Raw genomic sequence first — 23,439 nt, forward strand, 5'->3', positions numbered from 1 at the left:
GGGATATGTGGCGCATCATCGTCAACGCCCTCCTTTTCGATATCGCCTGGCCGCTCTGTGTACTGGTAGACAGCGTAGCCGTAATTGTCGCGTTCACGCTGGCCAACCTGTTTATCCATCTGCGCATTGTAGCTGACAAGCCCAACGAGTGGCTCTGGGTGGGGACCATCTGGCTCTGCGGTGCGTCCATGGACACGCTCGTATTTTCCAGCGGCGTGCTCGTCAATGACGACGGCTCGCCATTTCCACCTGCGTGGCTCCTGCTGCTATGGGCCAACTTTGCCATGGCCCTGCGCTACAGCATGTTCTTCCTGCAGAAAAGCGCCTGGCTGGCGGTGGTGCTGGGGGGAGCCTTCGGCCCCTTCAGTTACTGGACCGGCGCCTGGCTGAACGGCACGGTGGAATTCAGCGAGCCGGTGATCCTGTCTGTCTCTGTCCTCGTAATACTATGGGCCCTGTTCCTGCCGTTCACGACCTGGCTGTCGCGCCGGCGTATTTTCAGCGAGGTTCAAGATGCTTAACCTGATCGGGGCACTGGCCCTGAATACCGCTGTCCACTGTGGATATGAGGGAGAGGTCCGCGCGATCGGACTGGCCCGGCAACCCGGCAGCGGCGAACTCGTCTACTGTGAGTATCACCTGCCTGCCAGGGGTCAGCGTAGCCGCGTGCTCTACTACAGCCCGGCGGGCCATCGCATAGCGGAAAAGAAACTGGAATCCCGGGGCGGAGGTTCCCCACACAATACTCCGCGGCCGCAGGTTCGGCAGCAGGACTACCGCCATGGCGAGGAGCGCCAGGTGCTGTGGAAGGGGAGTGTATGGCAGTTGCGCTACCGGCAGGCCGGTGGTGCCAGCTGGGAGAGTGCACGGCTTGAGGCCCACCAAGCCGACGTGGTCGACGCGGGCTTCGACGCTTTCGTGCGCCAGAACTGGAGCCGCCTGGCGGCCGGGGAGCCGGTGGAATTCAGCTTTGCCTCACCCTTACACGGTCGGGCGGTAACACTGCGCGCCCGCAAGGTTACATGTAAGAAGGGAGGGCAGGGTACTCTCTGCCTGCAGGTTGACCTGGCGCAACCGCTGCTGCGGCTGTTTGCCGGCAACCTGTACCTGGTCTACGGGGTTGGCAATCGACAGCTCCGGACCTTCGACGGCATTGTCAACCTGTTGGATAGCGAGGGTGAGAGCCAGCGGCTGCGGATAGATTACCACTACCCGTGAGCGAACTTCTGCGGTGATTGCCCGTGCTTCCCGGCGGTGTCGCCAGTGCCCGGTTCTTGCGAGCTCTACCTTTCTCCATTCTCACCATTTTCACCAGTAATCCTGCGACTTCCCGGTCGGCGAATTTTCTTGCGCCAACTGGCGCACCCTTCAACTTGCAGCTAAACCTAAAGGGAAAGAGGCGACACGTTTGGGCTGGCCGCGCCGTACGGTGACTGTACGCACGGCGGCGAGGGTCAACTCTTGAACCGAGGTAACGAGATGAAGTCTGCAATTCTTTCCGCTGTAGGAATCTACGCCGTTATGACGACCGGGTGTGTTACCCAGGAACAGGTACCGGGCGCGGGCGGCATCGTGATCGATACCTACGGCGTCAACATGCGCCAGTACCAGCTCGACCTGGCGGACTGCCGCGCTACGGCCAGCTACGCCAGGGCTGACGCCGGGCGCCGCGGGGTAACCCGGGCCGCGGGCGGTGCCCTGCTGGGCGGCGCGCTGGGGGCCATCGTGGGCGATTCCAGCAGCGCCGCGGCAGCCGGCGCCGGTGCCGGTGCGCTGCTTGGTGGCGTGTCGGGTGTGGGCAGTTCCTACTCCGAGGAGAGGTACATTGTCAGGAACTGTCTGCGCGGTCGCGGATATCGCGTGCTGAATTGATCTTTTCGTACAGTGTGTGGTCAAAGTTTCAACAGAGCCTGTTGATATTCGGCAATCTCACAGGACTTGGCTTGAGCCGGGCATGAGCCCGGCTTTTTTTTGCCTGCAGATTACTGGTAGACCGGCATTGGCCGATCCGCAAGACGCATTTACCTGGACAGCGAAATCGCCCTGGTGGCCGGGCCCTGGCCGTTGGGCGAAGCAAGGGCGAGAATACGCATGGACATGTCGATATAGTCATTGCCGAGATTGTCGTATTCGCGGTTGACGTGATAGGGCGTGGCGTGGTCCCGCAGGAAAGTTCCCTCGATACGGAACAGTTCATCGTCCTTGTTTGATTTCAGGTGGCCGGCGACCAGCTGGGTCAGTTCCTTGAGCACGGCCAGGATCGCAGCGGAGCCGGGATTTGCACTGACGATTGTATCGATTCCCAGTTCCACCGCCTTGCTGCTGACAATTTCCTCAACCTGCCCGCCGATGCTATTCAGGTCGGAGTCGCTCTCCATCACCAGTACCGACAGGGCCACGAACTTTCCCGGGTTCCTGGGCCCGTAAACCAGGTGCCCGTCGCCGAGCATTTTTACCGTGCCACCCCGACGCACTTTGGGGAACGGCATCATATTGAAATCAATTGCGGGACTCGCAACACCGGATTCGTCTATGGCCATGGAAACGATGTAGGGCTCGTTGTAGTTCTGGAATGACGAGTCCGCATGCTTCTTGAGCGTGAAGCGGGGGATTGTGATTGCGATGCTGTCGCTCATTGGGTCGAACGGCGCATTGTAGGGATTATTGGACATTTTTGTTCTCCTTGTGCGAACCCCGATTCTACCGCTATTCCCACTGTGTTTTGTACATCCCGCACCGGCACCTGTGCATGACGGTCGGGGTGGCGGTAGCCACCATGGATGAAAAGCAGCGTGCAATGAAAATGAATATGCGTGCGGGTATCGGCGGCAGGGAGAAAGGGCAAGGAGAAAGGGCAAGGAGAAAGGGCAAGGAGAAAGGGCAGGGAGTGGGTGAAAAGGGGGAAATAAAAAAGGGCGGTTTCCGGTTGGAAACCGCCCCCTGGGGTGCGATACCAGGCTCTACTGGGCCAGCGAGAACAACTGGGTGTTGCCGCCGGTCGCCACGGTATTGATGGTCTTGGTCTTCTCGTCGGCGAAACGGAACAGGTAGTGCGGCCCGCCCGCCTTGGGCCCGGTGCCGGACAGTCCCTGGCCACCGAACGGATTGACGCCAACGACAGCACCCACCATGTCCCGGTTGACGTAGCAGTTGCCCACGTTCACGCGCTTGAACACGGCGCCGGCGCGGCCCTCGATGCGGGAATGCAGGCCGAAGGTGAGGCCGTAACCGGTGGCGTTGATCCGGCGGATGACATCCTCCAGCTCGCCCGCCTTGAAGCGCACCACGTGCAGGAAGGGACCGAACACCTCGCGCTCGAGTACGGAGAAGTCCTCGATCTCAACCACCTGCGGGCCGAAGAAGGTGCCCTTCGCCGGCACCTTGTCTCCGTCGAAGGAGAAGAGCGGTTTCGCTTCCTGCTGCATGCGCTCGCGGTGCTTCTGCAGTGTGCCCAGCGCCTTGGCGTCGATCACCGGACCGATGTCGGTGGACAGCAGGGCAGGGTCGCCCAGGGAAAGCTCCTCGCAGGCACCCTTGAGCATCTTCAGCAGGTTGTCGGCGATCACGTCCTGCACACACAGGACGCGCAGGGCAGAGCAGCGCTGGCCGGCACTGAGGAATGCCGACTGGATGACATCGTCCACTACCTGCTCTGGCAGGGCGGTGGAGTCCACGATCATCACATTCTGGCCGCCGGTCTCGGCGATCAGGGGGATGATGGGCCCTTCCTTGTCGGCGAGCTGGCGGTTGATCAGGCGCGCGGTCTCGGTGGAGCCGGTAAAGGCCACGCCCGAGAGGCGCGGGTCTTCGATCAGCAGCGGGCCCACTGCGGCCCCGGTACCGGTGATCAGGTGCAGCACCTCTTTCGGTACGCCGGCCTGGTGCATCAGCTCGATGGCCCGGGCGGCAATCAGCGGGGTCTGCTCGGCGGGCTTGGCAAGCACCGCGTTGCCGGCGGCCAGGGCAGCCACCACCTGGCCGGTAAAGATCGCCAGGGGGAAGTTCCACGGGCTGATGGCCACAAATACGCCGCGCCCGGTGAGGTAGAGTTCGTTGCTCTCGCCGGTGGGCCCGGGTAGTTCCTGCGGCTCGCTGAAGTGGCGGCGGGCCCCGTTGCCATAATAGCGACAGAAATCCACTGCCTCGCGCACCTCGGAGATGCCGTCGTTCAGGGTGCGACCGGCCTCCAGGCAGATCAGTGCCGTCAGGTCGTTGATGTGCTCTTCGTACAGGTCGGCGATGCGGTCGAGGATTTTTCCGCGCGCGTTGCCGCCCAGCCGGTCCCAGGCCACCTGCGCCTCAGTGGCTGTGCGGTAGGCGGTGTCGATCTGGTGTTTGTCCGCGTTCGCGGTATGCCCCACCACCTCGCCGGTAGCCGGGTTGTAAACCGGCTCATCGACCTTGCCCATGGCGCCGTTGATGATCGGCCCTCCCTTGAACTGCTTGCCGCGCATCTTCTCGACACTCTCCAGCAGTGGTTCCACCGCCAGCGGGTCAGTGAGTTCCATGCCGTGGGAGTTCTTCCGGGGCAGGGGCTCGCCGCCCAGGAGGATGTCCTCCGGCACCGGAATCTGCGGGTGGCGGTAGGGCTTGCAGTTCTCACTCTGTTCGATGGTGTCCCCCACCAGCTCCTCCACCGGGGTCTTCTCATCCATGAAGCGGTTGACGAACGAGCTGTTGGCGCCGTTCTCCAGCAGGCGGCGTACCAGGTAGGGCAGCAGGTCCTTGTGGGCGCCCACCGGGGCGTATACCCGCACCGGCACGCGCTTGCCGTACACCTTTTCCAGCTGCGCGTACAGCAGGTGGCCCATGCCGTGCAGGCGCTGGAACTCGTAGTTGTTCTCGTCGCCGGCCATCTCCAGGACCAGGCCCACGGTGTAGGCGTTGTGGGTGGCGAACTGCGGATACACGGCGTCGCGGTTGTCCAGCAGCTTCTTGGCGCAGACCTGGTAGGACAGGTCGGTGTGGCACTTGCGCGTGTACACCGGGTAGTCGGGCAGGCCCAGCTGCTGGGCATGCTTGATTTCGGTATCCCAGTAGGCGCCCTTGACCAGGCGCACCATGATCTTGCGGCCGGTCTCGCGGCCCAGGGCGATCAGCCAGTCGGCCACGTAGGGGGCGCGCTTCTGGTAGGCCTGCAGTACAAAGCCCAGGCCCTGCCAGTTGCCCAGCTCCGGCGCGCGCGCCAGGGCCTCGAAGATATCCAGGGAAACATCCAGGCGGTCCGCTTCCTCGGCGTCGATGTTGAGGCCCATGTCGTACTTGGCCGCGGCAATGCACAGCTCCTTGACGCGGGGCAGCAGCTCGGTCATGACGCGCTCGCGCTGCAGTACACTGTAGCGCGGGTGCAGGGCGGACAACTTGATGGAGATGCCGTTGGCCTCGATCACATCGCGCTTGTCGTTGTGCTTGCCGATGGTCTCGATTGCGCTCATGTACGCATCGAAATAGCGCTTGGCATCGGCCATGGTGCGGGCGCCTTCGCCCAGCATGTCGAAGGAGAAGCGGGTGCCGGGGACATTCTCGGCCGGGCCTCGCTTCAACGCCTCCTCAATGGTGCGGCCGAGGACATACTGGCCGCCCATGATCTTCATCGCCTGCATCATGGACGCGCGCACCATGGGCTCGCCCATGCGGCTGACCATGCGCCGCATCCAGTGAGAGGGCTTTTCGGTGATATCCGGGTCCAGCTCGACGATATTGCCGGTAAGCATCAGGCCCCAGGTGGAGGCATTTACGAACAGGGAGTCGGACTGGCCACGGTGGCTGGACCAGTTGCCGGAATGCACTTTCTCGGCAATCAGTTTATCGGCAGTATCCGCATCCGGTACCCGCAGGAGGGACTCGGCCAGGCACATGAGCGCCACGCCCTCCTTGTTGGAGAGGCCGAACTGCTGCAGGAAGGCGTCCAGCGTGCCGCGCTTGCTGCGCTCCTTGCGCGACTCGACCACCAGCTCACGGGAGGTGGCGAGGATTTTCTGGCGCAGTGTGTCGCTGGGCCGCGGGGCGGCCAGCAGTTCGCTCACGCACTGGTTTTCGTCGGCGTGCAGGTACTGGCGGGCCTTCTCGCGCGCGCTGTGCAGGTCCCCGGCGAATTGTGTTGGCATGCTGTCTCCAAAACTCTAGATTGATACCAGAAGAAAAGTCGGATTATGTGCGATTTTGCTCAGAATTAATCGCCATTATGCAAACAGTTGTGGTTAAATATAGCGCCTATTTGCATGATCACCAGTAGGGTATGTTGCTATGTCACGTCAGATGGAAGACCTGGACCGTATCGACCGCCAGATTCTGCGCATCCTCCAGCGCGAGGGACGCCTGCCGAACGTCGAGCTGGCCAGGCGCGTAAATCTCAGTCCCACCCCCTGCCTGGAGCGGGTCAAGCGCCTGGAGCGCGAGGGCTTCATCCGCGACTATGTGGCGTTGCTTGATCCCCTCAAGGTCCACGCCGGCCTGGTGGTCTACATCCAGGTTACGCTCACCGATACGGCCACCGAGGCACTGGAGGCCTTCAACTCCCACGTCTCCAGCCTGGAGGAAGTGCAGGAGTGCCACATGGTGGCCGGCGGCTTCGATTACCTCATCAAGATCCGCATCAAGGACATGCTGGGCTATCGCCGTTTCCTGGGCGAGAAGCTGGCGTCCATACCCGGGGTGCGCGAGACCCATACCTATGTGGTGATAGAGGAAGTAAAGACCGATACCGCGGTGGCGGTGCCCGACCCCGAGCCCAAGAAAGCCAAGTCCGGCAAGCGCTAGCGCGCCCCCCGGCAATTCAACAGTATGTCGAGCGAACAACTGGCCCCGATGACCACGCTATCCGTACCCGACAATCGCCGCGCCGTAATGCTGGCCCTGGCGGCGGTTCTCTGCTGGTCGACAGTGGCCAGTGCCTTCAAGCTCTCGCTGCAGTATGTGTCCCCACTGCAGCTGGTCAGTATAGCGGCCGCGGTGTCCACGCTGCTGATGGCTGCGGTAGTGTCAAAGCAGGGGGAATGGAGCGGGCTCGGGCGCGCGTGGCGGCGCAACTGGCGCTGGTACCTGGCACTGGGTTTCTGCAATCCTTTCTTCTATTACCTGGTGCTGTTTAACGCGTATGACCTCCTGCCGGCCCAGCAGGTACTGCCACTGAATTACACCTGGGGCGTGCTGCTCGCGCTGTTGTCGGTGCCGGTGCTGGGCCACCAGCTGCGTACCCGCGACCTGGTGGCCGCGTTGGTGTGCTACAGCGGGGTGCTGGTGATCGCCACCGGCGGCAACCCGCTGGAGCTGGAGTTCGCCGACCCGTTGGGGGTTGGCCTGGCCCTGTTCAGCACCCTGATCTGGTGCTGTTTCTGGCTGCTGAATACGCGTATCGGCGGCAGTGCACCGGTGAACCTCCTGCTCACTTTCCTCTGCGGGCTGCCCTGGCTAGCAGGAGCGCTATTGATGTGGGGCGACTGGCACTGGCCACCACTGGCGGGCTGGGCCGGAGCGGTGTACGTGGGCCTGTTCGAAATGGGGATCGCCTTCCTGCTGTGGCAGGGAGCCCTGATGGCCTGTGATAACGCTGCCCGCATCAGTAACCTTATTTATCTCTCGCCGCCACTATCGTTGGTATTTATTGCGCTGCTGGTGGGCGAAACGATCCAGATGGCAACCATTGTTGGCCTGGTTTTGATTATGCTCGGGGTCGCCGTGCAGCAGGGCGCGCTGCGTCGGTGGCTCCTGAAACGATAAAGAATCCGCAGGAGCGGCCGCTGGCCGCGAACTGGTCACGAACGAACCAGGTGCATATCGCGGCCAGCGTCCGCTCCTACGATGATCGAGAGAAACTGAAAAGCGATAAAGATAAGCAGGTACCCCATGGATTTCTCCCTCACCGAAGAACAACAGATGATCCAGGATGCCGCGCGCCAGTTCGCCGACAGCGAGCTGAAGCCGGTGGCGGCGGAGCTGGACAAGACCGGCAACCGCGAGTTGCTGCTGGAAAAGCTGCGCCAGCTGGCGGAGCTGGGCTTTATGGGGATCAACATTGATCCGGACTTCGGCGGCACCGGCGCCGGAACCGTGGCCTTCAGCCTGGCCATTACCGAGCTGGCCCGCGGCTGTGCCTCCACCGCCACTACCACCTCCGTGACCAATATGGTTGCCGAGGTTATCCAGGCGGTGGGTAATGAGGACCAGAAGGCGAAGTACCTGCCGAAGATCTGCAGTGGTGAGTATGCCGCCGGATCCTTCTGCCTCACCGAGCCCAGTTCCGGCTCCGATGCTGCCGCCATGCGCACCCGCGCGGTGAAGGATGGCGATGAGTACGTGCTGAATGGCAGCAAGCTATACATCTCCAGCGCCGAGTTCGCCGGCGTGTTTGTGGTGTGGGCGGTGACCGATCCGGAAGCCCCGAAAGGGAAGGGCATTTCCTGCTTCCTGGTGGAGGCGGATACGCCCGGCCTGGTGATCGGCAAGGCAGAAGAAAAAATGGGGCAGAAAGCCTCGGTGACCAACGAGGTTTCCTTTGACGACTGCCGTATTCCCGCCGCCAATCTCATGGGCGAGGAGAATCGCGGTTTCCGCATCGCCGCCGGGGAGCTGGCCGGCGGGCGCATCGGTATCGGTTCCCTGGCGCTGGGCATCGGCCTGGAGGCACTGGACTGCGCACGCGCGTTTATCCAGGAGCGCGAACAATTCGGGCAGCCGCTGGCAAAATTCCAGGGCCTGCAGTGGCAACTGGCCGACTGCTATACGGAAATGGAGGCAGGGCGACTGCTGCTGATGCAGGCGGCGTGGCAGAAAGACGCAGGGATGGCGTTCGGCCCCGCCGCGTCCATGGCCAAGCTGTATGCCACCGAGAAGGCCAACGAGGCCTGTTACCGCGCGCTGCAGATGCACGGCGGCGCCGGTTACACCCGCGATTACCCGCTGGAGCGCATGGCGCGCGATGTGCGTATCACCACCATCTACGAGGGCACCAGTGAAATCCAGCGGCTGATCATTGCCCGTCACCTGCTCGACGGTCTCCGTTGACCTGACTTGCGGCACGGCCTGCCGATCCGGCGGGCCGAGTTCCCTATCCCCCGCTCGGCGCGGCCGATCCCTTCCCGGCGTGCCTTTCCTTTTCTGCTTCCCTCCAGGCTCGGCTAGGCTTAAACCTGCACTTGCTTGAGTTTTGCGGGACCCGTGAATATGGACGCCTGCCTGGAAACCTGTGCACCGCTTGACCGGATTACAGGGCCGTTCAGCACCGCCCGGGTAGGGCCGGCGCCCTCCATAAAAGGACCTTAAAGCGAGCCACAGGGAATGTGCTGTCCCGGGACATGGAGATGTCGATGGTAAAGTCGTATAGGCATTCGCTGCTGCTGCCCCTCGCAGCGCTCACTATTGGCTGGTCACACTCCGGTTCTGCCGGGGGACTCATGGTGTGGGAAATCGGTACGCCGACCCTGGGCACCGCCGGCGCCGGCTGGGCGGCGATGCCGGAGGATGCATCCACTGCCTACACGAACCCCGCCGGTACCGTCTGGCGGGACAATACGGAACTGATGGCGGCGGGGCAGCTGTTGTACGGCCATCTTGAGTTCAATGATGATGGCGCGAGCAACGTTCCGGGCAACGATGGCGGCAACGCCATCGAGTGGTTCCCGGGCGGCGGCTTCTTTGCCGCGGGCCGGTTCACCGACCGAATCGGCTGGGGCTTCGCCATGGCCGGCAATTTCGGCGGGGTACTGGACTATGACGGTGACTGGAAAGGTCGCCGCTTCGTGACCGAGACCAGCCTGATCGGTATGAGCCTGCTGCCTTCACTGAGCTGGAAAGCGAGCGACTGCCTGTCAATCGGTCTTGGCCTGAATGTGATGGGCGCCTATTACAAATACGAGTCGCGCCCCCGCGCCGGCCTGGCGGGCGGCGATGCGCGACTGAAATACGATGACAGGGATATCGGCTACGGCGGCAACCTGGGCGTTATCTACAAGCCCACTGCAGCCACTACCCTGGGGTTCAGCTATACATCGCAGGTCGACTGGGAGTTCCGCGATGACCTGCGGCTGGATGGTTTCGGTCCGCTGTTCACTCGCCTGGTAGAGCGACTCGATGGTGCGCGCACTGGCTTTGATATGAATGCGCCCCAGACCCTGACCATCAGCCTGCAACAGCATCTCACTGGATCGACCACGATGTATGCCAATGTGAACTGGCAGGAGTGGTCGGAGTTTGGGCTGATTGGCTTTGAAATCGATAACCCCAACCAGACCAGCGCCACTATCAATCGGGAATACGACGACAGCTGGCACGGTGCCCTGGGCCTGCGGCACCAGTACCGGACCGGTGCCCTGGCGGGGTGGGCGCTGTCGGCCGGTATTGCCTATGACAGCAGTATCGAGGACCTGGGCTCTCGCACCGCAGATGTGGTTGTCGACAAGCAGTGGCGCCTGGGGCTGGGAGGGCAAAAGGAACTCTGTCCGGGACTGCGGCTGGATCTCGGTTACACCCTGGTGTGGATGGGAGATGTTCCTATCGACCAGCAGGGTGCGCCGCCGTTTAGCCCACGGTTACAGGGCAGCTATGACGATTACTCTCTGAATTTCTTCGGTGCCTCATTACAGTTCGAGCTCTGATAGTAATCTCAGCCCGTGGTCGCGCTTGACCGTCGAGCGAGAGTCGCGAGTGACGCACTTTGTAGGCAGACTGACGACTGGCTGCGGTAATGATGGTTGCGTTGGTTTTTTTGGTTCCCTGAGCGGCTGGTGCGGCTCATGCTTTAACATTGTTTGACCCTGAAAACCCGGGTTTCCCAGTTACCAGTTCAGAACAAAGCTGAGATGGCGCGGAGCGTCGCCCGACCGGCCAGGGGACATCCTCTTTGACTGCGAGGGCGTGTATATTGTCCGCAAGGAAAACTGACGAGGTGGATTGATGAGCGGGCCGACACCAACCGTTGTAACTGTCGAAGAATCCGGGGAGGGTAAATTCACCCAGGCCATGCAGTCCGGTCCCCACCAGCTTGTCGCCGACGAACCGGAGGATTTTGGCGGTGACAACCGGGGGCCCGGGCCCTACGAGTACCTCCTGATGGGGCTGGGCGCCTGTACCAGCATGACCATCCGCATGTACGCCGACCGCAAAAAGATTCCCTTGCAGCGGGTTCGGGTCATCCTGTCTCACCAGAGGGTTCACGCAAAAGATTGCGAGGACTGCGAGACGAAAGAGGGGAAAATTGACGAAATCGTGCGGGAGATAACCCTGGAGGGGGAGTTGACCATTGAACAGCGGGAGAAGTTGCTAGATATTGCCAACCGCTGCCCGGTACACCGGACCCTGACCTCGGAGAACGTTGTGCGCTCACGGCTCTCTTCTGCCTGAACTTCGTTACTCTATAGAATGGGGCTCACACCTGTGACTCGATTGGCAACCATGAGAGCAGCCAGGCCACGAACCGGTCCCAGGTACTGGTTTCCGGTTCCTTGTACCAGGTTTGTCTCTGGCCGTCGTCCTTCCCGGTCCAGGTCAGCCGGTCCCCTTCCCCCAGCGTAAGTCGCCACGCCGAGTCTGGCGCCACCCAGTCCTCGAACAGCGCATTCAACTGGTTATTGATGGCCGCATTCTCGATCAGCACGCCGATTTCGGTATTGTGCCGGCGCGAACGACTATCCATATTGATGGACCCGATGAAGACCCGATCGTCATCGATCACAAAAGTCTTGGCGTGAAGGCTGGCGCTGCTACTGCCCTCAAACCAGTGCAGCTTGCGTTCCTGGTCGGCGCTGGGGCGTAGCTCCCAGAGCTGTACACCCGCCTCGAGCAGGGGACGCCGCGAATGGGAATAGGCGCTGTAAACCGCAGCAGTATCGGTACTGCTGAGGCTGTTGGTGAGCACCCCGATATCCATACCGCGATTTGTCAGGTCGGAGAAAAAGTCTTCTCCGCGTTCGCCCGGTACAAAATATGCCGAGCTCATCCTGATCCGCGAGCTTGCCCGGGATAGCTCTTGCATCAGCTCATATGCCGGCAGCTCCTCCTCCGGGATATCAGATTCGCTAAATGCCTTGGCCGGCGGGTCAGTGAACAGGGTGGCGGGGCCCCACTCAAATTCGAGCTCACTGGCGAGCAGGCGCTGAGAGAAGTCGGAGTCGCGTTGCGCCTTGTGGAACTCGCTGTCCGCATGTTCCTGCAAGTTTTCCTTTATTCGCGTCCGCATTTCCTCGAGGCTGAGGGAGTCGTCGTCATCCAGCATTAATTCCGCCACGGGGACCGACCTGTCGTGGTTCCAGTACTCGTCGAAGGCGGACGCTGCCCGCGGCAGCAGGTTGCCCACGATGAGCACGTCGGTATCCAGGAACTGCCTGCCGTCGCCGGCAAAATATTCATCTGCGATGTTGCGGCCGCCGGTGATCATCGCCACTCCATCGGCAATCAATAATTTATTGTGCATCCGGTGATTGATCCGGCCGAAATTCCTGATGTGCTCAAGCGCACGGTCAAGGTCGCTGCGCCCGGCCACCGGGTTAAACACCCGCACCTCCATATTCTGGTGTTCTGTCAGCGTCACGATATTCGGGTTGCCGACCCTGGTGGCAACATCATCCACCAGTAGCCTGACGCGGACCCCCCGATCTGCGGCTTCGAGAAGTTTGCTGGCGATCAGGTTGCCGGAGACGTCATCCGCAAAAGCGTAATACTGCACGTCGAGTGAGACCCGGGCCTGCTGAATCAGCACCAGTCGGGCGACAAAGGATGTAGGTCCCTCCGGGAGGAGCAGGAATCCCGAATGCTCGCCCGGCTGTTGATCTGTGTGTCTGGTGATGGCTTGTGCCATCGGAGATTGAGTCGCGGGTGGCAGAGCGTGGGAGGCGGCCCGTTCTTCCGGGTCATAGCCCTGATCGCCGCTGTTACATGCCTGCAGGATCAAAAAGCTGGTGAATACCATCACCGGAAGCGGTAACTGTCCTGGGGTATAGCTGGTGTTCATTCTGTTAACCGGTCTACTTTCGTCCCAAAAGCCGGCGGCAATCACCGCGGCGGTCGAGGCAGCGGTTCAGTATTTGGCAATGGAAGGGGGAAGGGTACTGAATAATAGTAGTTAGCCGGCCTGCCCCGGGCAACCGGACAATCCTTCCGTTCATTTTTTAGGTGGGCCGGGATTTTTCTCGGTACTGATTGCTATGTTCGGTTCCGGGTTCTTCACTTCCTCAACAAGGTGTCCTGCTACAGTCTCCTCGGGCGCGAATCGCAGGAACAGGCCGAGGCAGATCAGGAGTATGGCGGCAGCGAGAATAATAAGCGCCGGGTACACCAGTAGTTCCGCCTTGCCGGTTTGCCCGAACTTGATTACGAAAATGAGGCCCTCGAGCGAGAGTGCCACGCAGACCACCACAATAAAGCGGGGAGTGGATCGCCGCAATATATGAGTCACCTCGCCGATGGCCGGTTTGCGCAGCTCGTGGGAAAGTGCGCGCTGTAGCTCGTAGATTGCGAGGGCGACAATCAGGTTGCTGATCGCATTGGTTATCACCTCGGGTATCTCGTTGTTCGGGTAAGTGAAGCCCTCGATGATCACGTAGGCGGCCACGCTGACGGCACTGGAAATCAGTATCAGTGCCGTGACCACCATCAGGAATAAGGAGAAAACCCCCAGGAACATCAGTGTATTGGCTCTTTTGTTCTGGAGCTTTTTGTACAGCCTGTAAAGGTGGTTTGCCATAGCTCGCGGGACACTCTCTTGGGCAGGGAAATATGTCACAGGGCGGGCTGTACGGCGTGTCAGTGCATAGCACAAGGATGGACACTACCTGTGGCTCGCTATTGAGAGTGTAGTAAAGAGCGGGGCGGTTTTTTTCCCCTGGCCAGGGGGCTGGAATGGTCCCGTGACGGGGGTAAACCAAATGGTGCAGGAAGGTCAGGTGGGAAGAATGATCGGACCCTTTCCAGCGCAGCAGGCAGAAGGTGACATGCCGGCTGTCACCCGCTGTTTTGAGCGTCAGTCTGGCGACAGGGGGATGGGACGGCGCGCGACATGTAAGCGGAGTCGGGAGCTCGCCTATTAGCGGCCCCCTGTCAGGGTAGACCGCGACTCAATTGCGGGAGCCACGCGCTGAGTGAGCCGGGTCGTTATCCTTAACAGGCTGCTTCGCTGGCAGCCTCCTTTGCAAGTGGCGCGCGTCCTCCTGTCCGGGCATAGAAGGTGAGGATGCCGTCGTCGATCGGGTCTTCCAGCAGAATCCGGGCATCGCGCTCATAGTCGTTCACCAGCCGCCACGGGTATTTGCTGCCCTGTCGGGGCAACAGCGGGTCGGCACGCTGCACATAGCCTGATTTCAGCGCCGCCATGACGGACTCCTGCTCCTTGCAGCCCTCGCGGTCGATCGGCATGAATACCGCCTTTCCCTCGCGCTGCATATGGTTCAGCAGGCGGCAGAGGTAGTCCGCCGACAAGTCGGCCTTCAGCGTCCAGGCCGCGTTGGTATAGCCGAACACCCAGCCCATGTTGGGCACGCCCTCCATCAGCACGCCCTTGTAGGTGAGCCGTCGGTTCATTTCCACGCGTTGGCCGTCGACCTTCAGGTCCATGCCGCCCAGTACCTGCACCTTTAGGCCAGTAGCGGTGATGACGATGTCTGCCTCCAGCTCCCGGCCGGATTTCAGCCGGACGCCGGTGGTGGTGAAGGTATCTATCTCGTCGGTTTCCACCGATGCCCTGCCGGAGCGGATCGACTCGAACAGGTCGCCGTCAGGGACCGCGCAGAGGCGCTGGTCCCAGGGAGCGTAGTCGGGCGCGAAATGGCGCATATCGTAATCCTTGCCCAGCGCCCTGCGTACGCCGCGCAGCATCAGCCTGCGGACGAGGTTGGGCCAGCGCCGGGCCGCCTTGAAGATCCAGCGGTGCAGCTTGATATTGCGCTTGCGGGCCATGCGGTACACCCACCGCTCCGGCAGGAACTTCTTCAGTACGGCGGAGATCTTGTCGCGCGCCGGCACCGATAGCACGTAGGTAGGGGAGCGCTGCAGCATGGTGACATGGGCCGCCTTTTCACCCAGGGCTGGAACCAGGGTCACCGCCGTGGCGCCGCTGCCGATTACCAGCACACGCTTGTCGCTGTAGTCCAGGTTTTCGGGCCACTGCTGCGGGTGGACGACTTGCCCGGTGAACTGGTCGATGCCCGGAAACCGGGGCAGGTAGCCCTGGCGGTAGTCGTAGTAGCCGGTGCAGGAGATCAACACGTCGCAGGTATAGCTGACGGGGTTGCCGCGCTGTTGCCCCCGCAGCTCCCAGCACTGGCGGCTGCTGTCCCAGTTGGCTTCCTGCAGGTCAACGCCGAACTGGATACGCTCTGAGACCCCGTATTCGTCGGCGGTATCACTGATGTACTTGCGGATGGACTCGCCCTCGGCGAGGACCTTGAAGCCGTTCCAGGGGCGGAAATTGAAGCCGAAGCTGAACATGTCCGAATCGGAGCGGATTCCCGGGTAGCGGAACAGGTCCCAGGTGCCGCCGATCCGCTCGCGGCGCTCGAGCACCGCAAACTTCCGGTCCGGGCAGTCCCGGCTCAGGTGGCAGGCCGTGCCGATGCCGGAGAGCCCGGCACCGATGATCAGTACATCGTAGTGCTGCTGTGTCATGGGATATCGTGTCTTTATTGTTCTGGATTGTTCTGGCTGTGTATGCGCTGTTGTCGATGGCCCCAACGATAGCGGATTACGTGGGTCGGTAACAGCGGCAGCGGGGGCTCCGCTGCCTCATTAGCTCCTGATAGCGCCTGGAACTGGCGTTACTGCAGCGCGCGAAGGTACTTGCGGGCCGCCGTCTCGTCGCCGGCCTCGCGGTGCATGGCCACCAGCGCCGAGAGGATCTGCCGGTCCGCCGGATAGTGCTCCAGGCCCCGCTCCAGCTCGGCAATGGCTTCCTCTGGGCGGCCCGCCGAGTTGAGCGCCACCGCGTAAACGTAGATGTAGCGGGCCGGCGCAGCCTCCGCCGTCGCCGACTGGCGCAACAACTCAATTGCCGCTCCTCTTTGGCCCTGCCGCACCAGCGAGAGGCCCAGGGCGTGCTGGACGGGGGCTTTCTGCGGAACCCTGTCGAGCGCCTCCCGCAGCAGCGACTCGGCATCGCTCTCGCGGCCGGAACTGCGGTAGAGGTCGGCCAGGTTGACGTAGGCTGGAGTAAAGTAGGGCGCCAGCGAGATTGCCTGGCGGTACAGCAGCTCGGCCTGCCGCTGATCGCCCCACTGGGCGTGGATCCCCGCAAGGTTGGCCAGTGACTCCGGCCGGTCACTGTTGAAGCGCTCGGATTCCCGGTAGCTCGCCAGTGCCCGGCTGTACTGTTGCTGTACCCGCGCCGGGAGCTGCTCGACCGGGTGGGCCGCCAGGGCATTCGCGGCGAGGGATTCGGTGACCCGCTTGCCCTCGTACAGCAGGGGGATAGCGAGGGCAGGGCGGATAGGCGCAGGGACGGATTCCAGCGACTGTGCCAGGCCGAGGTTAAGCAGCGGCTCATTGCCCTGGGCTATCGCCTGGAGCAGCTGTGCCGACTGCCGGGAAAGGTAGCGTGGCAGCAGGCTTACCGCAGTTGCCCTGGCGATCGCGGGCTGGGTGTCATCGACGGCCAGCGCCATCAGGGCCCGTTCGGCGCCCGGGAGGCCATGGCGGCCGGCGTAGAGTGTCTCGCCAAAATGCGTTTCAGTGGGTGGACCGAATTTCTCTGCCAGGACCCGGGCTGCCCAGCGATTGGACTGGTCGGTATGGCAGCCGGTACAGGCGTTGGGTGTCTGCAGCCGCTCCGACAGATCCGGCCGCGGTACACGCAAGCTGTGGTCCCGGCGCGCATCCACCTGCATGTAGGTTTTGGCCGGCATATGGCAGTTGACGCATTGTGCGCCCTCGCTGCCCCGGGGATGAAAGTGATGCGCGGCGGTATCGAATTTGCCGGGCAGGTGGCACTGGGCGCACACCGCGTTTCCCTCCGCGCGGAGCTGCAGGCTGTGGGGCTCATGGCAGTTGCTGCAGCTCACCCCTGCTGCATGCATCTTGCTCTGTAAAAAGGAGCCGTATACATAGACTTCGTCCCTGACCTGGCCATCAGCATGGTAGAGCGGCTCAGTGAGCAGTGCCGGGCTGAAGTGATCCAGCAGCTCGCTGCCGGCCCGGGCGCCGGGGAAGCTGGTCCGGCGGCGGGAGTGGCACTGGGCACAGGTTTCGATTTCGGTTTGCGTCTCGGCCGCGGCACTCAGCCGGGCGGTGCCGGCCGCGGCGTCCATCACCCAGGCCGCCTGCTGGCCTGCGCGGTATGATACCGCGAACCCCTTTCGCGTAACGGCACGATCAGGATTCGCGGCCCATTGCAGGTGCCGTGAGGCGGGGCCGTGGCAGGCCTCGCAGCCCACGTCCATCTCTGACCAGCTGGTTGCGTATGTATGGCTGGCGGGATCGTAATTCTTCTGCAGGTTGGTGGAGTGGCAGTCGGCGCATATGAAATTCCAGTTGTAATTGAGCCCGGTCCAGTGGAGCTGGTCCCCGGCTTCAATGTGCTCTTCCGGATGCAGGTGGAACCAGCGTTGTCCGCCCTCCGAAGTTTTACGGCTATCCCAGGCTATGCCCAGGGCCTGCAGCTTTCCGCCGGGAAGTGCCACCAGATACTGTTGCAGCGGATGGACGCCGAAGGTGTAGGCGATCGGGTAATCTGCTGTCTTGCCGTCCGGGCCATCGGTGCGGACCATATAGCGCCCGTTGTGCGTGAAAAAACGGGAGCGGGCACCGTAATAATTAAACTCCGCATTATCGAAGTCGCCGAGCACCGTGTCGGCGTTGGCTTCCTGCATGGCCAGGTCGTGATGTGAGCCCTGCCAGCGCTTGAACTGCTCTGCGTGGCAGCCGACGCATGTGCGGGTGCCCACATAGGTTGCAGGGCTGGAGCCGGCAGGAGGTTCAGCAGTGGCTTCCTTTATCGCTCCAGGGGATGCTGGCGCTTTTTGCGCGGGCCCGCTGTGCCGGTCGCAACCGGCGATCAGTAGCATTACCAGCAATACGGGCAGGGCGACAGGCATGGGGCCTCTGGGTGCGGTCGTTGTTGTTATGCATGGCCGGTCCCCGCTCTTGTTGAAGAGGCCGAACCGCGTTTCAGTATAGCGATGCGTGCGCCACCTTTCCGGTTGCTCGGTGGAGTCGGGCGCCTTTCGGTTTCACCTGCGCCAGAGCAGGCTCTTCCACCATCTAATGACTGTCCCTGGACGCCTGGTACAGCCTGCCTTTATTCCCCGGAGGGAGGGCCGAGAGGTTTGCACGACGGAATCATTTACCGTGCCGCATCTGTGACGTCAGCCATTGGCACCTCAGGACGAGCGGCTAAAGTTAAATGGAGTCGGTGTTGGATGCGGGGCTTTCCGTTGCGGAAAGTTCGCGGAACGGGAGTGCTCATGCGCATGAGATACAAGCTGTCAGGCCTGCTCTCGCTGGTTGTGACCCTGGTCCTGGTAGCCTGTCCGGTGGCTGTGAAGGCTGCGGACCCGTTGCCATCCTGGAAGGACAATGGCACCAAGGATGCCATTATGGAGTTTGTCGCGAAGGTGACCAGGGAGGGCGGCAAGGATTACCTTCCGCCGGAGCAGCGGATCGCCACCTTCGATAACGACGGCACGCTCTGGGCCGAAAAGCCCATTTACTTCCAGCTGGTTTACGCGGTGGACAAGGTCAGGGAGATGGCCCCGGAGCACCCGGAGTGGAAAGACCAGGAACCTTTTGCGTCCATATTAAAGGGCGATCCCCAGAAGGCCCTGGAGGGAGGGAAGCCGGCCCTGATGAAGTTGATGGCGGCCACGCACACCGGTATGACCGGCGAGGAATTCAGGAGCAGCGTCAGCGAATGGCTGGAGACAGCACGGCATCCCAAAACGAAGAAGCGCTACACGGAGATGGTCTACCAGCCAATGCTGGAATTGCTGAGGCATCTCAGGGCCAACGGTTTCAAAACCTATATCGTCTCCGGTGGTGGCATCGATTTCTTGCGAGCCTTTTCCGAGGAAACCTACGGTATCCCACCGGAGCAGGTGGTGGGGAGTACCCTGAAGGCCGGCTACGAGCTGCGCGATGGAACGCCGGTGCTGGTCAAGCAGGCGGAAGTTGCCCTGATTGACGACAAGGAAGGCAAACCGGTTGGTATCTACCAGTACATTGGCCGTCGCCCGGTGTTCGCGGCCGGGAACTCCGATGGTGATTTGCAGATGCTGGAGTACACGACCGCAGGTGCCGGCCCCAGCTTCGGGCTGCTATTGCATCATACCGACTCTGGTCGTGAGTGGGCCTACGACCGGCATTCAGCCGTCGGGCGCCTGGATAAGGCGCTAAAGCAGGCGCCGGAAAAGGGATGGACGGTGGTCGATATGCAGGATGACTGGAGGGTGGTGTTTCCTTTTGAAAAGTGAGCAGCGGCTAGTCTTACTGTTGAAATGCCCTCCGGTCACTGGCTCAGCTCGCCCGGGCACGTGACCCGCCTGCGATTGTGGAAGCACATGAGAAAAGGAATGCTGTCTCGTTCATTGCGCCTGTCCCTGCTGGGTACCCTGGCGGCACTGCTCCTCTACCAGGGCTCCGCCTGGGCCCAGTCGAAACCGAACATACTGGTGATCTGGGGCGACGATATTGGTATCACCAATATCAGCTATAACAGCCGCGGCCTGATGGGTTACGAGACGCCGAATATCGACCGTATCGCGAAAGAGGGGCTGGCCTTCACCGATTACTACGGGCAGCAGTCGTGCACGGCCGGGCGTGCGGCTTTCCTCGGTGGCAATGTGCCCATTCGGACCGGGATGACCAAGGTGGGACTGCCCGGGGCGAAGGAGGGCTGGCAGGAGTCCGATGTGACCATTGCCACCGTGATGAAGAGCCTGGGTTATGCCACCGGCCAATTCGGCAAGAACCACCAGGGCGACCGGGACGAGCACCTGCCGACCAACCACGGTTTCGACGAGTTCTTCGGCAACCTCTATCACCTGAATGCGGAGGAGGAACCGGAGCACCGGGACTATCCGAAGGATCCGGAGTTTCGTAAGAAATACGGGCCGCGGGGCGTTATCCACGCCAGGGCGGGTGGCGAGATCAAGGACACCGGCCCCTTGACCAAAAAGCGGATGGAAACCATCGATGACGAGACGGTGACGGCCGCCATCGACTTCATCAAGCGCGCCCACCAGGCGGGCAAGCCATTCTTCGTATGGTGGAACGGCACGCGCATGCATTTTCGCACCCATGTGAAGGCGGAGCACAAGAACCTGGCCGGGCCCAACAGCAACGAGTACCAGGACGGCATGGTCGAACATGACCAGCACGTGGGCCAGCTGCTCGATGCGCTGGACCAGCTAGGCATTGCCAAGAACACTATCGTCTTCTATTCGACCGACAATGGCCCACATTTCAATACCTGGCCCGATGCCGGCACCACGCCGTTTCGCAGCGAGAAAAACTCCAACTGGGAGGGCGCCTATCGGGTTCCCGCATTCGTTCGCTGGCCCGGCAAGTTCCCCGCTGGCAAGGTCCTGAACGGTATCGTCTCCCATGAGGACTGGCTACCGACACTGGCGGCTATCGGTGGAAACCCGCAGATCAAGCAGCAACTCAGGGAAGGGGTCAAGCTGGAAGGGCGCAAGTACCGGAATTACATCGACGGCTATAACATGGTCGATTTCTTTACCGGGAGGGCCAGCGAATCTCCCCGTAAGGAATTCATCTATGTAAACGATGACGGGCAGATTGTGGCCATGCGCTACGAGCCTTGGAAGGCGGTGTTTCTCGAGAACCGGGGCGAGGCCTTCGAGGTCTGGCGCGAGCCTTTCACCGAACTGCGCGTGCCACTGCTCTTTCACCTCCGCCGCGACCCGTTCGAGCGGGCCCAGCACAATGCCAATACCTACAACGACTGGTTCCTGGACCGGGCGTATGTGCTGGTGCCCATGCAGAAGCTGGCCACTGACTTCCTCAAGACCCTGAAGGAATATCCGCCGAGCCAGACACCGGGTTCCTTCAACCTGGAGAAGGTACAGAAGATGCTGGAGGAGGGAGCGTCCGGCAGTAACTAGGTGCCGGACAGCCTCCGGGTCCAGCAGTCCCAGGTCGTTGGGCAGCGCCGTTTCCTGGTAGGTCTCCGCCTTGTTACCGGGCGCAGCCTTGACCCGCCAAAACCCCCGGGGGCAGTTTTGGTTGGCTTGGCTGCTACCGCGTTTGATACCGGTTGATTATCCGTCCGGGTTTCCCGCTCGCAGCCTGGTGCCACGATATATTCCCGTAAATGAGCCTGGCTCAGGGCGTGTACCAGATGGGGCTGGAGAAGGCGCGCTCCTGGAGAGTCATCGGTACTTTCTTGTCCATCTCCACGTCGAACCGAACCCTGTCGTACAGCGTCCAGCGCGGGGTAGGTATTTCCAGTGCCCGCACGTAATAGAAGGCTTTCTGTCCGGGGTCGAAGTCCGGGTCCCTGAATACCCCGACCAGCTGTGGCGCGCCTATATCATTGGTGTATTCGGCGGTCTTCAGGTTCACGGTGTTGCCCACTGCCGGGATTTTTCCCTGTGCATCCGCCTTGCGGGTGCCCGACCATTTGACGTTGTAAATCTTCTCGTGGGTCTCGCCATCGCTGTCGACCCATCCCTTGATGACCTGGACCCGGTCGAGGTTGGCACCCTCGGGATCCTTCATGACCGCCACCAGGAAGGTCGGCACTTGGCCTTTCTTTGCTGAGGGCAGCTTGCCTCCCATCGGCACGCCCTTCTTGTAGCCAGCGGCAGCCAGGTCGCCTCTGGCGTCCGCATCGGAAAAACCGTAGCCGCCGAAGAAGCGCACTTTCATGCGTGGCCCGGTGGTGGCAAAGGTCTCCCTGCGCTTCATGGCGTCCCAGATCGCCTCGCGGGTATTCTCCCTGGCCCAGACACCCATGATGCCGGAAGCCGCCTGCTCCCAGCCGACGTATTCACCGGCCGGGCCAGACAGCAGGGGGAATTTCCAGCGCTCCTTGTTGCTGGGCTCCAGGGTCTTGAACTTGCCGAAGAAGTTATCCTCTTCGGCGGTGGATAGCCCGGTATGGGTATCGGTAGCGGCATTGGCGCCGTACTGGAAGGGATTGGTGCCCAGCTCTTTTTCCAGCCGCATGCCGGACTTCAGCGCCTCGCGCCAGTACTCGTATTTGAGCGCGCCCTTGGGCTTGGGCTTCAGGATCAGGTTGCCCCGGTCCCACAGGTCCCAGTCGGCGAATTCGTCGGTTGGCGACAGGGAAGGGTGGACCTCGCTCTGGCCCTTGATCTGGGTCACCTCGAACAGGGGCTCGTACCTGGCGCGCATCCGAGCCCACTGGGGCGTCATGGCCGAGCCATCGAAGCGCTGTTCCTCGAACATCCGGCCGTTGGACAGGTTGCCATTGTGGGGGATGGCAAGCACCTTGCCGCCGGTCTTGTCCTCGTAGGCTTTCATCCAGGCCCAGAGTTTTTCCGGGTCCTGGGTCTCGAAGGTGGTCAGGGGAAGGATATCCCGGGTCCGTTCGGCGCCGTCGCGGAAAATGACATTGCGGTGCAGGTTGTCACCGCCGTCCGCGTTGACCGTCCACTCGAAGGCGATAAACGTGCTGAACTCACCGGGCTGGTAATACTTTTCTGCCGCCTCAATGGTCTTCTGCCAGGCGGACTTCATCCATTTCGGGTCCATTACCTCCTTGGGCAGCCGGCCCTCCGACTGCATGACGATCAGCTCACTCTTGGCATCCGCCGCAGCTTTTTCATCCCCGGAGGCCAGGGCATCGTGCCAGCCCTTGATGGTCTCGTTTGCCATCATCTCGGGGTTGCCGGCAACGATTTCATTAATCACTCCCATGCCATCCGAGTGGTCGGTGATCATAAACCAGTCGTAGGGGCGCGCGAGCTTGGCCTTCAGGCCACTGTTGGACTTGACCTCCCGGCCCAGCGCAAAGCGGTAGGCGTCCTCCGGCGTCAGGGTGGCGCCGTCCATGCCGGCATCGGCGGACCAGCCGGTGTGCACGTGGCTGTCGCCAAAGTACGCTTCGCGGGGATAGGCCGCACCAGTATGGGGCCCGCGTTGCGCGGCCTGCTTTTCTTCCCGTGACGCCTTGCGCATGTCAGGTTGCCGGGCGTCGGCTTGCCCCTTCGATGTCGGGTCCGGTTTATTGTCTGCAGAGGGCGGGGTAGTTGCATTGGGTTGGTCGCAGGCGTTCAGCAGGGCTGCGATACAGGTTAGCGAAATGGCCAGTACGAATCCTTTCATCATTGCTCACCTTCACTGATACTGTGAGCAGCTATACCTCGCCCGAGTTATGGCGAAGATGCCGCTGTCCATGCTGCCGGACCCGGGTAACTGCCCAGCCCGGGCGATTGCAAGAACAGTAGACGAGGACGCGTTGTTCCGTGCGGCGGTAGCCGGCATAAACGCCGGGCGACCAGGCAATATGCGTGAGGTTAAGCGCTGATGCGGCAGGCT

17 protein-coding genes are annotated in these 23,439 nt (G+C 61.7%); 10 read left to right on the plus strand and 7 right to left on the minus strand.

The features are described 5' to 3' along the window. The first annotated feature begins 5 nt into the window (after positions 1 to 5). The 3 genes from BLT26_RS07475 (at position 6) to BLT26_RS07485 (ending at position 1,872) form a co-directional block, all read left to right on the plus strand. Positions 6 to 521, plus strand: a complete 516-nt coding sequence (locus BLT26_RS07475) for a DUF2878 domain-containing protein (RefSeq protein ID WP_091511361.1) — start codon at positions 6 to 8, stop codon at positions 519 to 521. Then, complete coding sequence (locus BLT26_RS07480; protein ID WP_091511364.1) at positions 514 to 1,218, plus strand: hypothetical protein; 705 nt, start codon at positions 514 to 516, stop codon at positions 1,216 to 1,218. The genes BLT26_RS07475 and BLT26_RS07480 overlap by 8 nt, the downstream gene beginning before the upstream one ends. A 303-nt stretch (positions 1,219 to 1,521) precedes the next feature. Then, a complete protein-coding gene (locus BLT26_RS07485) occupies positions 1,522 to 1,872 on the plus strand; it encodes a glycine zipper family protein (protein WP_245720638.1) in 351 nt (116 codons plus the stop codon). A 149-nt stretch (positions 1,873 to 2,021) separates the two neighbouring features. Here the strand turns inward: BLT26_RS07485 and BLT26_RS07490 are convergent, their stop codons facing one another. Both BLT26_RS07490 and putA read right to left on the minus strand, forming a co-directional pair. Beyond that, a complete protein-coding gene (locus tag BLT26_RS07490; RefSeq protein WP_091511371.1) occupies positions 2,022 to 2,672 on the minus strand; it encodes a hypothetical protein in 651 nt (216 codons plus the stop codon). A 288-nt stretch (positions 2,673 to 2,960) separates the two neighbouring features. Further along, entirely contained in the window at positions 2,961 to 6,107 is a 3,147-nt protein-coding gene (gene putA / locus BLT26_RS07495) for a bifunctional proline dehydrogenase/L-glutamate gamma-semialdehyde dehydrogenase PutA (RefSeq protein WP_091511382.1), read from the minus strand. A 139-nt stretch (positions 6,108 to 6,246) separates the two neighbouring features. Here putA and BLT26_RS07500 point away from each other — a divergent pair, with 139 nt between their 5' ends. The 5 genes from BLT26_RS07500 to BLT26_RS07520 all read left to right on the plus strand — a co-directional run bounded on the left by BLT26_RS07500 (position 6,247) and on the right by BLT26_RS07520 (position 11,337). Next, on the plus strand, positions 6,247 to 6,759 hold the full coding sequence (locus tag BLT26_RS07500; RefSeq protein WP_091511385.1) for an Lrp/AsnC ligand binding domain-containing protein: 513 nt from the start codon (positions 6,247 to 6,249) through the stop codon (positions 6,757 to 6,759). A gap of 24 nt (positions 6,760 to 6,783) precedes the next feature. After that, positions 6,784 to 7,719, plus strand: a complete 936-nt coding sequence (locus BLT26_RS07505; RefSeq protein WP_245720639.1) for a DMT family transporter — start codon at positions 6,784 to 6,786, stop codon at positions 7,717 to 7,719. A gap of 126 nt (positions 7,720 to 7,845) precedes the next feature. Next, positions 7,846 to 9,003 carry an acyl-CoA dehydrogenase family protein gene (locus BLT26_RS07510; RefSeq protein ID WP_091511391.1) on the plus strand — a complete coding sequence of 386 codons (1,158 nt, stop codon included), beginning with the start codon at positions 7,846 to 7,848 and terminating at the stop codon, positions 9,001 to 9,003. Positions 9,004 to 9,305: 302 nt separating this feature from the next. Then, positions 9,306 to 10,592, plus strand: a complete 1,287-nt coding sequence (locus BLT26_RS07515) for an OmpP1/FadL family transporter (RefSeq protein WP_175453058.1) — start codon at positions 9,306 to 9,308, stop codon at positions 10,590 to 10,592. Between the two features lie 298 nt (positions 10,593 to 10,890). Next, on the plus strand, positions 10,891 to 11,337 hold the full coding sequence (locus BLT26_RS07520) for an OsmC family protein (RefSeq protein ID WP_091511397.1): 447 nt from the start codon (positions 10,891 to 10,893) through the stop codon (positions 11,335 to 11,337). Positions 11,338 to 11,362: 25 nt separating this feature from the next. On the opposite strand, the gene BLT26_RS07525 is transcribed toward BLT26_RS07520, so the two are convergent. From BLT26_RS07525 to BLT26_RS07540, 4 genes are all read right to left on the minus strand, one after another. Then, positions 11,363 to 12,943 (minus strand): phospholipase D family protein, encoded by a 1,581-nt coding sequence (locus BLT26_RS07525; RefSeq protein ID WP_245720640.1) that lies wholly within the window; start codon positions 12,941 to 12,943, stop codon positions 11,363 to 11,365. 150 nt (positions 12,944 to 13,093) lie between these two features. Beyond that, positions 13,094 to 13,615, minus strand: coding sequence for a hypothetical protein (locus BLT26_RS07530; RefSeq protein WP_139169445.1), 522 nt, complete (start codon positions 13,613 to 13,615; stop codon positions 13,094 to 13,096). A gap of 473 nt (positions 13,616 to 14,088) precedes the next feature. Further along, the gene (locus BLT26_RS07535; protein ID WP_091511408.1) at positions 14,089 to 15,591 is read right to left on the minus strand and encodes a flavin-containing monooxygenase; all 1,503 of its coding nucleotides are present in this window, start codon (positions 15,589 to 15,591) and stop codon (positions 14,089 to 14,091) included. 149 nt (positions 15,592 to 15,740) lie between these two features. After that, positions 15,741 to 18,011 (minus strand): multiheme c-type cytochrome, encoded by a 2,271-nt coding sequence (locus BLT26_RS07540; protein WP_091511412.1) that lies wholly within the window; start codon positions 18,009 to 18,011, stop codon positions 15,741 to 15,743. A 369-nt stretch (positions 18,012 to 18,380) separates the two neighbouring features. Between BLT26_RS07540 and BLT26_RS07545 the strand changes: the two genes are divergently transcribed. After that, positions 18,381 to 19,385: an HAD family hydrolase gene (locus BLT26_RS07545; RefSeq protein ID WP_091511417.1), complete on the plus strand. Its 1,005-nt coding sequence runs from the start codon at positions 18,381 to 18,383 to the stop codon at positions 19,383 to 19,385. Between the two features lie 99 nt (positions 19,386 to 19,484). Continuing rightward, on the plus strand, positions 19,485 to 21,038 hold the full coding sequence (locus BLT26_RS07550; protein WP_245720641.1) for an arylsulfatase: 1,554 nt from the start codon (positions 19,485 to 19,487) through the stop codon (positions 21,036 to 21,038). A 220-nt stretch (positions 21,039 to 21,258) separates the two neighbouring features. Here BLT26_RS07550 and BLT26_RS07555 read toward each other — a convergent pair whose 3' ends face one another. Beyond that, positions 21,259 to 23,229 carry a DUF3604 domain-containing protein gene (locus BLT26_RS07555; protein WP_245720642.1) on the minus strand — a complete coding sequence of 657 codons (1,971 nt, stop codon included), beginning with the start codon at positions 23,227 to 23,229 and terminating at the stop codon, positions 21,259 to 21,261. Between the last annotated feature and the right edge of the window lie 210 nt (positions 23,230 to 23,439).

It is taken from the genome of Microbulbifer yueqingensis (assembly GCF_900100355.1).
Taxonomy (GTDB): Bacteria; Pseudomonadota; Gammaproteobacteria; order Pseudomonadales; family Cellvibrionaceae; genus Microbulbifer; species Microbulbifer yueqingensis.

What these genes read in the sequence shown, in the direction of transcription:
- BLT26_RS07475 (WP_091511361.1), top strand. Translation starts at nt 6, where the DNA reads ATGTGGCGCATCATCGTCAACGCCCTCCTTTTCGATATCGCCTGGCCG.
- BLT26_RS07480 (WP_091511364.1), top strand. Translation starts at nt 514, where the DNA reads ATGCTTAACCTGATCGGGGCACTGGCCCTGAATACCGCTGTCCACTGT.
- BLT26_RS07485 (WP_245720638.1), top strand. Translation starts at nt 1,522, where the DNA reads ATGACGACCGGGTGTGTTACCCAGGAACAGGTACCGGGCGCGGGCGGC.
- BLT26_RS07490 (WP_091511371.1), bottom strand. Translation starts at nt 2,672, where the DNA reads ATGTCCAATAATCCCTACAATGCGCCGTTCGACCCAATGAGCGACAGC.
- putA (WP_091511382.1), bottom strand. Translation starts at nt 6,107, where the DNA reads ATGCCAACACAATTCGCCGGGGACCTGCACAGCGCGCGCGAGAAGGCC.
- BLT26_RS07500 (WP_091511385.1), top strand. Translation starts at nt 6,247, where the DNA reads ATGTCACGTCAGATGGAAGACCTGGACCGTATCGACCGCCAGATTCTG.
- BLT26_RS07505 (WP_245720639.1), top strand. Translation starts at nt 6,784, where the DNA reads ATGTCGAGCGAACAACTGGCCCCGATGACCACGCTATCCGTACCCGAC.
- BLT26_RS07510 (WP_091511391.1), top strand. Translation starts at nt 7,846, where the DNA reads ATGGATTTCTCCCTCACCGAAGAACAACAGATGATCCAGGATGCCGCG.
- BLT26_RS07515 (WP_175453058.1), top strand. Translation starts at nt 9,306, where the DNA reads ATGGTAAAGTCGTATAGGCATTCGCTGCTGCTGCCCCTCGCAGCGCTC.
- BLT26_RS07520 (WP_091511397.1), top strand. Translation starts at nt 10,891, where the DNA reads ATGAGCGGGCCGACACCAACCGTTGTAACTGTCGAAGAATCCGGGGAG.
- BLT26_RS07525 (WP_245720640.1), bottom strand. Translation starts at nt 12,943, where the DNA reads ATGAACACCAGCTATACCCCAGGACAGTTACCGCTTCCGGTGATGGTA.
- BLT26_RS07530 (WP_139169445.1), bottom strand. Translation starts at nt 13,615, where the DNA reads ATGTTCCTGGGGGTTTTCTCCTTATTCCTGATGGTGGTCACGGCACTG.
- BLT26_RS07535 (WP_091511408.1), bottom strand. Translation starts at nt 15,591, where the DNA reads ATGACACAGCAGCACTACGATGTACTGATCATCGGTGCCGGGCTCTCC.
- BLT26_RS07540 (WP_091511412.1), bottom strand. Translation starts at nt 18,011, where the DNA reads ATGCCTGTCGCCCTGCCCGTATTGCTGGTAATGCTACTGATCGCCGGT.
- BLT26_RS07545 (WP_091511417.1), top strand. Translation starts at nt 18,381, where the DNA reads ATGCGCATGAGATACAAGCTGTCAGGCCTGCTCTCGCTGGTTGTGACC.
- BLT26_RS07550 (WP_245720641.1), top strand. Translation starts at nt 19,485, where the DNA reads ATGCTGTCTCGTTCATTGCGCCTGTCCCTGCTGGGTACCCTGGCGGCA.
- BLT26_RS07555 (WP_245720642.1), bottom strand. Translation starts at nt 23,229, where the DNA reads ATGATGAAAGGATTCGTACTGGCCATTTCGCTAACCTGTATCGCAGCC.